7 protein-coding genes are annotated in these 15,388 nt (G+C 35.3%); 1 reads left to right on the forward strand and 6 read right to left on the reverse strand.

Annotated elements, in window-relative coordinates:
* Positions 1-216: 216 nt before the first annotated feature.
* From FJOH_RS21060 to FJOH_RS21080, 5 genes are all read right to left on the reverse strand, one after another.
* Positions 217-2,637: a sugar-binding domain-containing protein gene (locus FJOH_RS21060; RefSeq protein ID WP_012026048.1), complete on the reverse strand. Its 2,421-nt coding sequence runs from the start codon at positions 2,635-2,637 to the stop codon at positions 217-219.
* A 257-nt stretch (positions 2,638-2,894) separates the two neighbouring features.
* A complete protein-coding gene (locus FJOH_RS21065; protein ID WP_012026049.1) occupies positions 2,895-6,422 on the reverse strand; it encodes a malectin domain-containing carbohydrate-binding protein in 3,528 nt (1,175 codons plus the stop codon).
* Between the two features lie 99 nt (positions 6,423-6,521).
* Positions 6,522-9,251 (reverse strand): alpha-d-galacturonidase, encoded by a 2,730-nt coding sequence (locus FJOH_RS21070; RefSeq protein ID WP_044048480.1) that lies wholly within the window; start codon positions 9,249-9,251, stop codon positions 6,522-6,524.
* 152 nt (positions 9,252-9,403) lie between these two features.
* Entirely contained in the window at positions 9,404-10,288 is an 885-nt protein-coding gene (locus FJOH_RS21075; protein WP_052295235.1) for a sugar phosphate isomerase/epimerase family protein, read from the reverse strand.
* 159 nt (positions 10,289-10,447) lie between these two features.
* Positions 10,448-11,593 (reverse strand): sialidase family protein, encoded by a 1,146-nt coding sequence (locus tag FJOH_RS21080; RefSeq protein WP_012026052.1) that lies wholly within the window; start codon positions 11,591-11,593, stop codon positions 10,448-10,450.
* Between the two features lie 367 nt (positions 11,594-11,960).
* Between FJOH_RS21080 and FJOH_RS26745 the strand changes: the two genes are divergently transcribed.
* A complete protein-coding gene (locus FJOH_RS26745) occupies positions 11,961-12,458 on the forward strand; it encodes a hypothetical protein (protein WP_012026053.1) in 498 nt (165 codons plus the stop codon).
* A gap of 26 nt (positions 12,459-12,484) precedes the next feature.
* Here the strand turns inward: FJOH_RS26745 and FJOH_RS21090 are convergent, their stop codons facing one another.
* A complete protein-coding gene (locus FJOH_RS21090; protein WP_012026054.1) occupies positions 12,485-15,235 on the reverse strand; it encodes a glycoside hydrolase family 78 protein in 2,751 nt (916 codons plus the stop codon).
* Between the last annotated feature and the right edge of the window lie 153 nt (positions 15,236-15,388).

Consider the following 15,388-nt stretch of genomic DNA (forward strand, 5'->3'; position numbering starts at 1 on the left):
CCGCATCTAGTTTGAAACGGATTTTGATTATTTGTATTATCTCGCTCCTCTGGAGCTTTATTCTTATGGGAGATTCATTTTTCTATAAATATTTCGCTCTTCCAGAGCTAGAAAGATTTTCTAAATTGTAATTTAAAAGCTCCAGCGGAGCTTAAATATTTATAGAAGAAAATAATAGATTAGAGAATCAAAGCCCCAGCGGGGCGACATATAAAATTAATTAACGTTTATCTGAATTGCTGAAAACGGAATTCCATTTCCTGCCATCGCTTTCAGCTGAATATTTTCTTTCTTCCCATTCGACTGAATAATCGCAACACATTTTCCATTAAACAATTTACAGGAATTGGCTTTAAAAGAATCCAAATTAGCCTGATAACCATTATCAACTCCAACTAATTTTCCTCCGCCAGAAACTTCAAAATTGACTAAATCCATTGCGTTTGGGACTAAATTTCCATCTTTATCAGTCATAGAAACAGTTACATAAACCAAATCGTAAGTATCGTTTTTGATTGAAGTTTTATCTGCTTTTAAATCGATTTTAGAAGCTTCTCCAGCCGTCTTTATTTCTTTTTCTAAAACCACCTTTCCGTACTTTCTCGAAACCGCTTTTAATGTTCCTGGCTCAAATTTTACTCTCCAAGAAATATGCAAATCATCATTTTGTTTTGCTTTCTTTCCTAACGACTTTCCGTTTAAGAATAATTCTACTTCATCAGCATTATTGTAATACGCCCAAACTTCGACTTCTTGATCTTTTTTCCAGTTCCAATGCGGTAAAATATGCAGAACCGTTTTGTTCGACCATTCACTTTGATACATATAATACACATCTTTTGGAAGTCCGGCTAAATCAACGATTCCGAAATACGAACTTCTTGCAGGAAACGGATACGGATCTGGTTCTCCGATATAATCAAAACCTGTCCAGATAAAAGTTCCCGCCATGAAATCCTGACTTTTAATCGTTTTCCAGTTTTCTTCGTGCGTTGCGCCCCAATACGATTTTACCTGATCATAAGCCGAAACCGTCCAATCGGCATTTCCGTCAAACGGAGCTCCGTGTTTTGTTGGCCAGGCTTTAATTCCGTCAGGAAAATCATAATGCCCACGTGTTTCTAAAGCCGAAACACTTTCTGAAGCCAATATTTTTTGTCCTTTAAATTTCGTTGGAAAATCTTTATAATCTTCATGTTTGTAATTGAATCCTAAGAGATCCAAAGCTCCTGACTGATAAATGAAGTTTTTCTCAATTACATTTTCTGTCAAAGCCGAAGTTACAGGACGAGTTTTATCTAAAGATTTTACAATTTTAGCCAATTCTCTGGTAATCGCAATTCCTGTCGAATCAAACTGTTCTCTAATTTCGTTACCAATACTCCACATCATAACCGATGGATGATTACGATCTCTTTTAATAAAATCTTCTAAATCTTGTTTGTGCCAAGCATCCCAATCTTTATGATAATCGTTGGTTACTTTTTTCTTTTTCCAAACATCAAAAGCTTCATCTTGAACGATAAACCCCATTTCGTCGCACAATTGCATCATTTCCAACGAATGTGGATTATGAGACATTCTGATAGCGTTTGCTCCCATTTCTTTCATTAAAGCCAGCTTTCTTCTTACGGCATGAATATTTTCTACCGCACCCAAAGCACCATTATCGTGATGCAAACAAACGCCGTAAATTTTGGTTGGAACACCATTTAAAGAAAATCCTTTTTCTGAATCAAAATTAAAATATCTAAACCCAAGTGGAGTTTCATAATTATCAACCAATTTCGATTTCTCGTAAACCTTTGTAATGACTTTATACAAATACGGATTTTCTGTACTCCATAATTTCGGCTGATTTAAAACCAAATCATGAATCTTTTTTTCTGAGGTTTTAGCACCAATTTTTTCTGTTGATGTAAAATTGACAACTTCTTTATTTTCTGCATTTATAATCGAAGTAACCAGTTTAAATTCTTTCGCAGAAGCATTATCATTATCAATCGTAACTTCTAGATGTATCTTTGATTTTTCTGCTGAAACTTCTGGCGTTGTTACAAAAGTTCCCCATTTTCCAACGTGCAGTTTTTCACTGGCAACTAAACGTACATTTCTGTAAATCCCAGAACCTGTGTACCATCTAGAATTCGGTTGTGCATCGTTATCGACTTTTACGGCAATTGTATTTGATTTTCCAAAGTTTAAATATTGCGTCAAGTCATATCCAAAAGAAATATAACCATTTGGGCGAACTCCTAATGATTTTCCATTTATGAAAACTTCACTGTTCTTAAAAACACCGTCAAATTCAATTGAAATAGTTTTGTTTTTCCAGTTCGCCGGAACTGTAAATACTTTGCGATACCAGCCTTTTCCAGCAGGTAAAAATCCTTGTGCTTGCTTGGTTTTAGCATCCTTATCAAAAGCGCCTTCAATACTCCAATCGTGTGGTAATTGAAGCGTTCTCCAATCTGATGCAGTGAAATTGGCATTTATTGCTTCTGGATAATCTCCTAATTTGAAGTTCCAATTTTTGTTGAAATCTTCGACAATTCTGGCTTGTTTTTGTGCAAAAATGGATACTGAAAACAATAAGGCAATTGTAATTTTTTGAAATATGTTTTTATGTTTAATCATAAATATGTTTTTTATTCTACTCTTAAATTCTACTTCGGTTTTGTCAGGCTGAGCGGAGTCGAAGCCCACGCAAACTAAGTCATCAATCTTTGTCGAGCAACTAGTGTGATCCTTCGTTCCTCAGGATGACAAACTGAATGTGATAAGCGTTGGGTAAATACTTTGCGTAGGCTTCGACTTCGCTCAGCCTGACAAATGACATAAACCTTTGCACCTTTGTTCCTTTGTTCCTTTGAACCTTTGAACCTCAAAAAAACCTATTGAAACTCAAAATTATCCAACATCAACCCCTTCAAATCATCACCTTCAATCGTTATTTTATACGTTCCTGCATTAATATAACCACCAGAAGTCGTATTTAAAATCTTCCATTTTTCAGGCGAAGGGAAAAATTCAATTGTATCGTTTCGCATTAAAATCCCGTAGGCATCCTCCATTTTGAATTTGACTTTTAATGGCGTTTCATTTCTATTCATAAAACGGAAACGCATTAAATAAATTCCGGCAACACCAGGTTTTACTTCAAACTCGATGCTATTGTTTGTCTTTTTTGTGAACTCAATATAATCGGCTTTTTTGAAATTTCCTTTTTCGATTCCTGTTCCTGTTGTTTTTGTTTTTTCGGCTTCTATGACTACAACTGGTCTTGAATCGTCTTTTTCGCCCATATCGTACGTTGGAACGACTGCAATCGAAGATATTGTTTCAGAATTATCAAAAAGAACTTTCTCGCCTTTCTTTACTTTTTTAGTGAAAACATCAAATGAAATTCCGTTGCTATTCTTCGCTTTCTCTTCTATTTTCTTATAATCTGAAAGTCCGTTTAATGTTTTGATTTTACTATCAACTAAAACATAAATTGTCGATTCTTCTTTAGCTATAAATGATCCTTTGTTTTTTGGATTAACTGAAAACTGTAAATAATCTGCTCCAAAAACCTCAGAAGGCAATTCGGTAAAAATAACATCAGAATCTGAATATTGTTTTGAATTAATATCTAGCCATGAAGCTACTCTATTCGTTTTATCATAAGAATCTAAAACCAGATTCTGAATGTTTTTTGAAGATTCTAACGCAGGTCTTGCATGAATGTCTTTTGTTGCAATCGCAATGGCAGAAATAATCGCTTGTGAAGCTTTTACATTTGGGAAGGAAATAACAATTTTTCCGTTTGTACTTTTTACTTTAAAGGTCTTTTTCAAAGCGTTATCATGTCCAGCTTCTGCCCAAATATCGAAATCTTTTAAAACAACATTATCGTTGATGGCAACGTCAAACAATCGCCAGCCTTTGCAGTCTAAGCCTCCGCCAGTTCCGTACCAAGGTTCTGTAAAATATAATTCGACTAAATATTCGCCATCTGGAGCTGGAAATTCGTAACGTAGTTTATCAACTCCATATCTAAAACTTTGAAATAACTCAGGATCTTTCGTACCGTTTATTGGATCGAAAGTTGTTCTTTGACTGGCAAAAAAGTCTGGCAATTTTTCAAAATTATCTGTCCACGATAACGAACCCCAAGTATTTTGACCGTTTTTGTGTGTATCGGTTAACCAAGTATTTCCAGCAGAATCTGTTAATTCAGAACCTCCGCAATTTACTCTATAAATGTAATTATAACTTTTTTGGGCTTTTGTTATATCTGTTTTCTCAGACGTTAAAGCATCAAAACTTGGTGCTTTTGGAAAATTATTTAAAACGATATAATCTTTAGCAACCGCTTTCCCATTTACGTAACCAACGGCATATAAAACATTGTATTGAATATTGACATTATTGAACTGAAAATGCTGTCCGATTCCTGGATTTTTTAGTTTTCCAAGTGAAGTTTTATTAACATCATTAAACAATTCTACTTCATCACAATTCGAATAAATATCGATTCCGTTTTTGATTCCCGGTTTTTCCCAACGGCTTGGCCAAGTATGCGAAACAATATAAACCATCGGATTGGTTTTGTTTGAAACATAATTGGCGCGATACATGTAAAATGCATCCAAAGGCTCGCCCCAAATGGTAAAAAGTCCTTTGTAATTTACTGGTCCGACTTTGTCAATATCTCTAAAACCTTCTCCGTTTTGCACTCGTCCCGGATTTTCGTGGGAAGCAAAAAGCCAGTTAAACTGTCCCGCAATTTTATCTTTTACCGATTCGGCTTCTCTAACTTTAATTTCCATTAATTGAGAAAAACGGTTTTCGCTCAAAGTTCCTTTTTGGTCAAATTCCCCTTCTGTATGCAAATCGGCTGAACGCCATGCGCCATATTCTCCGTTTAGAAGCTGAGTCGTCATTTCCAGATGGTATTTTAACGGATCTCCGCCATACGTTCCTGACCAATTTTGAACAACATTCCAATCTGTTCCTTCTCCACCATTACAAGTTGTTACAATGCGCTGTGACGCTGATAACGGATCCATTTCACGGATAATCTGTGTACATTCTTCGGCAAATTCCTTCGGAATGGTGCTTTCATTCTGCAATCCCCACATTACTACAGATGGACTGTTTCTGCGTTCTTTAATCCATTCTCGTAATAAGGTTTTGAAGTTTTCTTTAAATTCTGGCGTATCGTACCAAATATGTGCTGAAAACTGACTCCAAAACAGAATACCGTTTTCGTCTAATTCTTTTTGATATAATAAATTATGAGGCTGATGCGCTTCTCTAAAAGCATTAAATCCGCCTGCTTTGATTTGTTCAATTCTGGAATGAATCATTTCATCTGAAAACGAATGACTTTTTCCAATCAAATGTTCGTATTCGCAAACGCCGTTTATAAAAACAGGTTCATCATTTATGAAAAAACGATTGTCTTTTCCGTCACGGCTAACTGGCCAACTTACCCAGCGAATTCCGTAAGGCGTTGCTAACTGATCGATTATTTTTCCGTTTTCATAAATTGAAGTCACCAATTTATACAAATACGGATTGGATGGCGACCATAATTTCGGATTCTGAATCTCAGGAAGCGTTTGTGCTATTTCCTTTGTTTCTCCCGAATTGATTTTGTTATCGCTTTTATTGATAGCAACTTTCTTTCCTGAAGCATCCAAAAAGATATTTTCGATAGTTAAGTTGCGTTGTGAAGTGCCGTAATTCTTGATTTCTGTAGTGGTATGAAGAATCGCTTTTTGTTTAGAAACCGATTTATCGTTCCAGATATGAACACCAAACGGCTGAATTCTAACATTGTTTGTAATTACCAAAGAAACTGGCCTAAAAATTCCCATTGGCTGAGAACCTTCAGAAAATCCCCATTCTCCTGAACAACCTCCGCAAACCCAAGGAAGATCTGCAATAAAAGAGGGATGTGCTGCTTTAACTACAATGATATTTTCTTTGTCGAAAGAAACCGCTTTTGTAATGTCTAAGGTGAAAGTAGTTCTTCCGCCTTTGTGTTCGCCCACTTTTTTACCATTTATCCAAACGGTTGCATACGAACTTACCCCTTCAAAATAAAGAAAGTGCTGTTTTGAACTGTCTTTCTTATCGAGTTTTAGTGTTTTTTTGTACCAGGCGGTACCATGTAAATTCCCATGTTTTGTTCTTCTGAAACCATAATACTGATCCCAATTGTGAGGCACACTAACCTTTTGCCAATTGGAATCAGTTTTTGGATTTTCTACAAAATCTTCTTCTTTCAGCGGAAGATTATCCAGTATTACGGTTTCCCAAGATGAATTCAGCGAGATTTCTTTACGAAACTTCCCCGAATCTTTGCTCTGACTCCAAACAAAGCAAAGACTTGAAAAAAAACAAAAAATAAAAAAAACTATTCTATTCATATTTTCTATTTCCTGCAAGGTTTTGAAAACCTTGTAGGTTTATTTTTAACGTTCATTTAGAATACCCACAAGGTTTTCAAAACCTTGCAGGAATGCAAACTAATAAAACAACCAGTCAATTGCTGCTTTTTCTCCTGCATCGATATATCCAACATCACGTGGTGTTATAGTTTGATCTGCGTCGATGAAACCTAAAATCAATACTTTTCCTTTTCCTAAATCTAATTTATTCTCTCCCGGCTGGAACGTATAGGTATGAATGTTTACACGAGGTAAATCTTTTAAATTCATTGCACTTGCCAGAATTACTTCAGCTTGACCGTGCGCATTTCCTGCTGCATCTGTCTCCAAACTTGGCGGCAATAAAAATCGCTTCTGATCAGAATTAAAATATCCTACCACTAATTTAACCGCTTTTGTATTTCTAAACTTCAAATGTGTTCCTTTTTCGTTTTGATCGTTTTCAACAAAAGAATAACCTCTTAAATTCTGAAGTTCTGGAGCAACTTTAGTCAATTCAGAAATATCTGTTCCGTACACTTTTGTCCCTGTTTTAACTAGATACGTTCCCGGTTTTTCATCTATAAAAGTTACTTCGGCTGGTTTCCAAGGTTTTCCTTCTTTAGTTTCTATTTTACCATCTTTTGAAGATTTTAGTTTCTCTAGATTTCTTTTGAAATTAGCCAATTCACGCTCGTAATGCGGTAACAATTCTGCCCAAGTTTTGTTGTTTCCGTCGTCTCCTCCAATCGGGATTCGGCGTTGAGCAGTCTGCATACTGTTAGCATAATAGTACGTATCTTTTGTTAGTTTTACCAATAACTCATAGTACTCAATGCTCTTTTCTAAATGAGGCAAAGCTTTATCTAAATCTGTAATATCATTTGAATAACTGTATCTTAAAACCAATAAAGCTGCTTTTACTTTTTCTGAGAAAAAATCGGCGAAAGCCTTATACGCATGCATATCATTTTTAAGACGTTCAAATTCTTCTTTGTCTTTGGTTACACTTGCTTCAGCTTTGTCGATTGCTTCAACAGCTAATCTTCCGTGTTCTGTAATTTCAGCAATAATCTGCGTTGGAAGTTCGCCCGAATGCGGTTCTTTGTTCCACTCTTTTTTAGCATATTCTAAAAGCAATTCGCCCGCTGGTCCGCATGATTCGTGGAATCCTGGATAAACTCTCCATTTTGACGGATTGACCAACTGACTTTCAAACATTCCCAACAATAAAGTCTGACGGTTACCTTCTGTAATTCCGAAACGTCTTAATGTTTTTGGAGCAATTTCTCCTGTTTCTTCGTAAGCTTTTAAAATGTTATTTGCAGCTTCCTGACTCGTTCCGAATTTTGCAGCTAAATCATTATCCCAAAATTTAACTTCTTCATTTCTATCTCTTTTGCTGTCCCAAGCATATCTTGCCCAAGCTTTGTACCAAATCCAGTCACGATCCATTTCTAATAAACGTTCTCCTGATTTCGTTTTATCTGCCGAATATGGCCAATCCCAATACGAAGCTTGCGGATATAAATGCAGTGCATTTGCTCCGTGAACGCTATGCATTGCTTTTACCGTTTTCTGAATAAAGTCTGGTGAACCGTATCTGAAAGGTTCTAAATTAGCCAAAATATGAACGTTCTCAATGTGAATTGATTTTAAAGCGCTTAATTGTTTGTGCGTTTCTCCCCAAGGACCTCCCGGCGTATAAGTCGTTAAAGATTCTCCTGTATATTTACTTTCTGTATATAAGTTTTTGTATAACGGAAGTGATTTTTCCATTACTAAAGGCCCATCTGTATCATGAGAACGAAGAATAATTGGTGGTTCTTCTGTTTTTCCTAATGCTTGTAAACCGTCACGAACACCCGGAATAATAGTTTTGGTGAACCATTCTACATCATCATCAACGGTATTGATTGCTTCTCCCAAACAAACCATTAATCCAACATTTGGATATTTTTCGATAAAAGCTGCAATAGATTTTCTAGTATAATCAGACAATAATGGCGTGATTGGTCTTGAACGATCTTGTGTTTTAATGTTGTAATGCTCTGCAAAAGGCTTAGAAACAATAATGTTATAAAACATCTGAATTACCCAGATTCCACGTTTGTTGGCTTCAACTGTTAAGAATTTATAGATTTCTTCGTTCTTTTTGAAATCTTCATCACTCACTTCAACTGCAAACGGATATTCTTTTAGTTTCACCAAAGAAGCAAATGGATGTCCGTTCCATAAATACAAAGAGTTCATGCGGTTTTCTACCAGCATATCTAAATATTTTACCCATAAAGCTTTATCGTAAAACCACGGGAAAGTTTCTGGCGTATATGGATATTCGTAAACATCACGACCTGGGAGATAAACCGGTTTCTGCATTCCGATGCAAGCTCCTCTCAAAACCATTTCTGGGCTATCATCAATATTGATTTCTGAAGGAAGTTTTCCTGAAGCTTTAATTTTATCTGTTAATTCTAAAGCGCCATACAAAGCTCCGCTTGCATCTGTTCCTTCAATATAAATTATATTATTTTGAGTGCGAATCTGGAAACCTTCTTTCTTGGTTAATTTGCTATCATCGATTTTAGCGCTTTTAGCATTTTTCTTCCAGAAATCGGTTCCTTTTTCTCCAATTACAATTACTTTATCTTTTGATTTTTTGAATTTATCAGAAGAAGTTACGCTGAATCCTTTTGCTGAAAGGGTTTCTGATAATTTCTCTGCTCCAAATTTTGCTCTCGGCGAACTCGGATCACTCACAACTGTGATGTTCTGCGCTGTCGCGAAAGAGACGTAAAGACATAAAAAAAGTAATTGTAAATATTTCATAGTATGCTGTTTTTGGGTATTCATTCTAAAAATAATCTGCTAAATCTGCCTGATCTGCGTGAAAAATATCTCTCGCAGATTTAGCAAATTCGGCAGATTTATAGTGAAAAATTGTGTTGTTTAACGATTACATATTGATCACTGTTTATTGTTTAATTCTGGAAAATTTTCTTCAAATAAGCCACGTTTGCTCCATAATTGGCTTTAACATTATGTACTTGTGTCACGTCGCGAGAACGCTCAACAATTAGCCATCCGCTCCATTTCATTTCATCCAAAGTTTGTTTGATTTTTGGCATGTCGATCGCTTTGTCATTTTCTAACCAAAACTGATCGGTGTTGGAAGCGTGAATTTGTGCTACGTATTTCTTTCCTAATATTTTCAATTCTGATGAAATATCTCTTTTATTATCTAAAGCATTCGCAAAATTGAAAGAGCTTTTAATATATTTTGAACCGACTTCATCTAAAAGTTTTTTCTCTTCTGTCGCGTCCAAAGAGGTTTCAATCGCAATTACACCACCTATTTTCCCCACTTCTTTTCCTGCCCATTGTAGTCTTTTAATTACTTCTGGACGTAACTCCGGATTTTTAACTAAATCGGTTTGTGTTCCTAACGGAAGATAAGCCACTTTTACCTTCATGTCTTTCATAGCTTTGATACAATCTGCAATCATTGGTGTGATTTCTCTTGTGGCAAAAGACTGTGCATAAAATCCAGACATCGCAATTGAGCTTATTCCAACTCCTGTTCCTTTTGATTTATCTAGGAATTTTTGTCTTTCAACTGGGTCGCCTAGTTTGCTATCAAAAGTTGGTCTGTTTCCTAAACCTCCCATATCGAGTTCGATTCCGTCAGCTTTTATTTCAGCTGCTAAACCAAAAGCACCTAATTTTTGTCTTTTTAAAATCATCCAGTCACAAACAGCAACTTTGTATTTTTGCTTTTTATTGGAAGACTGCGCCGTTGCACAGCTATTAAATGTCGTTGATAAAGTAACAAACAATACAACAATTAAATTTTTATTTAGCTTCATGTTAATTGGTTTTACCATTAAGGCATTAAGGAAATTAAGCTTCAATACTTTTTATTATTATCATTAGAAGATGAAGAAAATTAAGCTTAATGTTCTTTTTAAAAGAATAAATAGATACAACAACTTAACTTTCTTAATCTCTTAATGGTTCAATTTATTTTACTCTTCTTCGGCTTTTACCGCTGTAACTACTTTTCCTTCTTCGCCTGGCCAGATTCCGTTTTTAATTGGAAGCGCCACTAATTTACTTGGATCAACTTTTACATATTTCAGTTTTTCTCTTCTCCAAGTATATACAATATGCACCATTCCGTCTGAACTTTGAATCATTGAAGGATAAGAATATTGGCTGATTTTTGAATCTTCTAAAACTAAAGCAGCGTTCCAATGAATTCCGTCTTTAGAAACCGAAACATTCAAAGGCGTTCTTGGCCCTTTTGCTTCTTTTCCTGGAGGAAGAACGTGATTGTAAACTAATAAATGTCTACCATCTCTTAACGTTACAGCATCAGTTCCTGAATTGTTATTTGGAAGTCCGATTAACTCTACATCCGACCAAGTTTTTCCGTTATCTTTTGAGAATGTGCTGAAAATAGCTCTGTTTCTAGTTCTTCCAATAGCCTGAATACTTCCGTCTTTATGGAATAAAATACTTGGTTGAATCGCATTGATTTTTTGTTTTCCTCTTGGAAGCGTATCGCCCATTACCCAAGTCTTTCCGAAATCTGGAGTAGATTCCATACGAAGTCTCCAGCCGTCGCCTTCAATGCTTGACGGACATAATAAAGTTCCGTTGCTTAATAAAACTGGTTTGTTTTTGATTGGGCCTAAGAAACCGTCTGGCATTTTCTGAGCCTCGGACCAAGTTTTTCCGCCATCAGATGAAGTTCTGATAACACCCCACCATTCCGATGGTTTTGGACCTATTTTGTAGAATAACATTAAATCGCCTCCCGGAATTTGATATAAAACTGGGTTCCAAGTTGGTAATCTCGGCCCTTCTTTCATCACACCATCGGCAACTTTTACACCTTCTCCCCATTTATCACTTCCTTTTGGTTTAATGGCCACATAAATGCAAACATCTGGATGTCTCTCGTGAGTTCCACCAAACCATGAGGCAACTAAATCACCATTTGTAGCTTCGACAATTGTAACGGCGTGGCAAGACGGATAAGGTGCTTTATCATAAATAAATTCATCTACTAAAATTCCTTCTTTCCAAGTCTTTTTCTCTAAAGCCGATTTACAACTTCCTAAAAGGAAAAGTCCAAACAAGACAAATGCTAATTTTGTTATCTTCATTCTTAATTAAATTATGAATTATTTTTTTGACTATAAATACATACCTAACATTTTTTTAGGTAAAAATATTTAATAAGTGTAAAAATAACACCAAAAAATTAACAATGTATCCTGTACTGTCCCGAATTATTAAAAATGCAGATTATTTAACGCTAATAGCAAAATTTCCTGACGAAAGTGTAACAACTATTTGATTTTTCTCTGTTGAATGAGTATAAGAAGTCTTATGCCTCTTTGTTGTTAACTGAAATAACCAATACATTATGTCAATGTAATTTCTTACAATTAATTATAGTCTTGAGTATTATATTCTTTTAAATTTGTATTAAAAACAAACATTATATATTTTATAATTAGTCAAATAAAAATGGAAACATTTGAATTAGAAAAAAATATCTGGACAGAGAATGACTTTGAACAAATGGGCTGGCATGATTGCTCAATACATGCATTTGCTATTGATTCAGATGCATATGATGACTTTGTAAAATGTGATTTACTATTTGATATCGACTATATTTTTAAATGGGTCTTAACTGAAGACAAGTCTCGTTACTGCTTTTGGGTCGCACCAAGTACCCTGATTTTTACAGAAGTTACCGATTTAAAATTTCAATATGCTTCTGGAACTAGTTTTTTACCCGAACTTGAAATAAGTAATATTTCACGCAAAGAAAAAATCTATGAAAATGGGTATAAAAGCTGGCACTGGCAAATAGAACTTGTTGGAGATAATTTTATAAGCTTTGACAGCACTGGATATAAACAAATCATAAAACGTACACCTTCTTATATGAATAGACAAGTATTAACCCAAACAGAAAGAGGAGGAATAAATTTTGACTGTACACCTGTAACGAATTAATTTTAACATCAATTCGTTACATTACTTCATTTCATATTCAAAACGTAAGTACCAGAAGGTAAAGTTAAAACTGTGCTATTATCTTCTATTTTATAAGTTCCTGAAAATTGAGCTAACTTTTGTTTGTTTACAGTAACTGATGAAGCATTATGAGTTGGTAAATAAACAACCGCAGAAGTATTTGCAGGAATAGTAATATTCCAAACTAAAGCTTTTTTATCTTTTTTCCAGTCACTTTTGATTGTTCCGTAAATTGATTCGTATGAAGCATTTACATAAGTTAATCCGGCATTAAAATCAGGTTTCATGATAATTTGTTTGAAACCCGGTGTTTCAGGATTGCTTTTGATTCCTGCCATATTTTCGTAATACCAAATCAGTAAATCGCCTAAAAGCATGACGTGATTTTGCGAATTCATTGCCGGATCGGCAGTATTTCCGTTCCAAAGTTCCCAAATGGTTGTGGCGCCGTTTTCAACCATATAACCCCAGCTTGGGTATGTTTTATTTGAGGCTAATTTGAAAGCCAAATCGCCACGACCAAAATTGGTTAATGTTCGCATTAAAAACTGTGTTCCAATAACTCCCGTGCTTACGTGACCGTTTTTTGTCACTTCCACTTCGTGTACCAGATTTTCGAAAACTTTTTGCTGTAATTCTTCTGGAACCATTCCGAAAGTCAAAGGCAGTAAATTGGCTGTTACGGTATTATTGGCATAATTATTTTTTGATGGATTAAAGTATTTAGCGTTGAATGCTTTTTTGATTCTCGAAGCTAATTCGTCATAATGTTTAATGTCATTTTGTGCATTGGCAATAACAGCAAACTTTTTCATGATATTTAGAAGCTGATAATAAAACGCACTCGAAATCAATTCGCCGTCCGTTAAACGAGAAGGATCTTTCGAACGGATTAATTCCAAAGATTCAGGCGGAACACACCAATCGCCGTATTTGTCTTTGGTCATGATATCATCAACTAAATAGTTTTCTTCCATATAGTCCATCCATTTTTTCATAGACGGATACTGTTTTTCTACTACTTTTTTGTCTCCAAATTGCTGATACAGCATATCAGCAACTGTAATATACGTTCCCGGCCAAGTCACATTATCTCCGTAATAACGCCAGAAAGCTGGTGCCACATCTGGAAGTCCGCCATCAATAGTTTGTGAGTTTTTAATATCATCTAACCATTTTGCATATAAAGTCTGATTATCAAATAAAAAACTTTCTCCGTAAGCTCCCGTTGTTCTGTCTCCCAACCAAGGCTGACGCTCATTTCGTTGCGGACAATCAATTGGCATTCCTTTATAATTCCCGCTGATTCCCCACCAAGCATTCTTAAAAATCTGATTCATAATTGGGTTTGACGAATCAAAAGTTCCTGTTGTGGCAATGTCATCATAAACGACTTTTCCAACGAAATTTTCTAAAGTAGGTTTTGTTTTGAAACCTGAAATCTCCACAAATCGAAATCCGTGAAAAATAAAACGAGGTTCCCAAACTTCTTCGCCTTCACCTTTTAACGTATAAATATCAGTTGTTTTGGCATCACGAAGATTGGCAATATACAACGAACCATCTGGCTGTAAGGATTCGGCAAATTTCATTGTGATTTTATCTCCAGCATTTCCTTTCACTTTCAATTGTAACCAGCCCACCATATTTTGCCCCATATCTAAGATATAAGTTCCTTTTGATGTTTGTTTGATCGAAATAGGTTTTACTTCACGTTTTATCTTCATATTCGCCGACATCTGTCCTTCGTAGAATCCGCCCGGTTCCTGAACATATTCTGCCGAAAGCCATTTTTTATCATTGAAATTAATGGTATTCCAGCCTTTCATTTCTTTACGGGCATCATATTCTTCACCATCGTATTCGTTGTTCGATAAAATCGGACCGTCAGTTGTGATTTTCCAAGTATCATCTGTTCTGATTACGTCTTTACTTCCGTCTGTATATTCCACAAACAACTGCAAAGCCATTTTCGGATACCCAAAAGTTTTGATTTTATAAGGTTTATAATCTTGACGCATCGTAAAAAAACGTCCGTTTCCTAAAATCGTTCCCAACGCATTTTTACCTTCCTGCAATTGCGAAGTCACATCAAAAACATTGTATTTCACGTTCTTAGTATAATCCGTAGGAACTGGTGCTAAAACCTGATCTCCAATTTTATTTCCGTTAATGTATAACTCGTACAAGCCCATTCCCATGATATAAACCTTGGCACTTTTGACTTTCTTTTTCAAGTCAATTTCTTTTCTTAAATATCTCGCTGATAATCGTGAATACTGCGAAATACTATCTCCTGGAGAAGTTTTTTCATAACCAATCCATCGTGTTGATTTCCAATCAGCATAAGTCAAAATTCCGATGCTAAAATGTGCTGTTTCTTTTGATTGAATTTCTCCTTTATTGGTAAAAATCATTACTTTCCAATAAACATCTTGTCTATCTTTTAGCTTTTTTCCGTTATAAATTACATTTACAGATTCGTCGCTTTGTACCTTTCCGCTATCCCATAAATCTGCGTTTCCTGCATTTAGTTTTTCTAAAGACGAAGAAGCTAAAATTTGATAATGAGTTTGTTTTACATCATTAATATCTGCTTTAATTTTCCAGCTCAATCTTGGCTGTAAAACGTCAATTCCTTCTGGATTCGTTAGCATTTCGCATTTTAAATCACTCACAATTATTTTGGTTTGGGCTTTCGCCGAAATTGTGAAAAGTGAAATGATTAAGGTAAGATGTAAAAAAAACTTTTTCATGGTATTGTTTAAATAATGTCAAGTCCCAGAGGGACGATATATTTATAGATTTTATAATAGTTAGTTCGATAAGCCCCAGCGGGGTGACATAATTTTCTATAGGTATCGCTCCGCTGGAGCTTTTTATCAATTGGATCTTTATTTTGCTATAAA

This window comes from Flavobacterium johnsoniae UW101, assembly GCF_000016645.1.
In the GTDB taxonomy this organism is placed as follows: domain Bacteria; phylum Bacteroidota; class Bacteroidia; order Flavobacteriales; family Flavobacteriaceae; genus Flavobacterium; species Flavobacterium johnsoniae.

Bases quoted from the DNA above. Each gene is read 5' to 3' on its own strand.
- FJOH_RS21075 (WP_052295235.1), bottom strand. From the start codon at position 10,288: ATGAAGCTAAATAAAAATTTAATTGTTGTATTGTTTGTTACTTTATCA.
- FJOH_RS21070 (WP_044048480.1), bottom strand. From the start codon at position 9,251: ATGAAATATTTACAATTACTTTTTTTATGTCTTTACGTCTCTTTCGCG.
- FJOH_RS21060 (WP_012026048.1), bottom strand. From the start codon at position 2,637: ATGATTAAACATAAAAACATATTTCAAAAAATTACAATTGCCTTATTG.
- FJOH_RS26745 (WP_012026053.1), top strand. From the start codon at position 11,961: ATGGAAACATTTGAATTAGAAAAAAATATCTGGACAGAGAATGACTTT.
- FJOH_RS21080 (WP_012026052.1), bottom strand. From the start codon at position 11,593: ATGAAGATAACAAAATTAGCATTTGTCTTGTTTGGACTTTTCCTTTTA.
- FJOH_RS21065 (WP_012026049.1), bottom strand. From the start codon at position 6,422: ATGAATAGAATAGTTTTTTTTATTTTTTGTTTTTTTTCAAGTCTTTGC.
- FJOH_RS21090 (WP_012026054.1), bottom strand. From the start codon at position 15,235: ATGAAAAAGTTTTTTTTACATCTTACCTTAATCATTTCACTTTTCACA.